At 49.6% G+C, this 377-nt stretch carries 1 pseudogene; it reads right to left on the bottom strand.

Features of this window, described 5'->3' with window-relative positions:
- Nucleotides 1-214: pseudogene (locus EZM41_RS11130) on the bottom strand (hypothetical protein); the annotation flags it as partial.
- Nucleotides 215-377: the final 163 nt, after the last annotated feature.

Below are 377 nucleotides of genomic sequence, written 5' to 3'. Positions count from 1 at the left end.
GCGCCCTCGTCTCTTTGGGCTTCATGCGATCCAGGTGAAGCTCCACAAAGGGCCAATCGGGGCTTTTTGTTATCTCCTCCCAAGATACCACGCTGGTCCCCCTTTTTTGCACGACCAAGCCGGCGGCCACCGTAGCCAACGCCGATAAAACAGATCCATATATAAATTTAGCGAGCGAACTCTTCGCTCCAAACCAGCGGACTATTGAAGACATACCGCATGATTATCTGCAACGTGAGGGCAAAACCCGCAAGTGTAACGAAGTTGTTACTCGCCGGTAAAGAATTCGTTACATACCTCCCATATACTGGGCACGAAGGCAAGGTTTAAAAAACTCGCAAGGAGGAATGTTTCCATGAGGAGATTTGCTTTAGCGA

It is taken from the genome of Acetomicrobium sp. S15 = DSM 107314 (genome assembly GCF_016125955.1).
In the GTDB taxonomy this organism is placed as follows: Bacteria; Synergistota; Synergistia; order Synergistales; family Thermosynergistaceae; genus Thermosynergistes; species Thermosynergistes pyruvativorans.
Note: the sequence above shows the minus strand (reverse complement) of the source record. Positions and strands in the feature narration are given on the sequence as shown.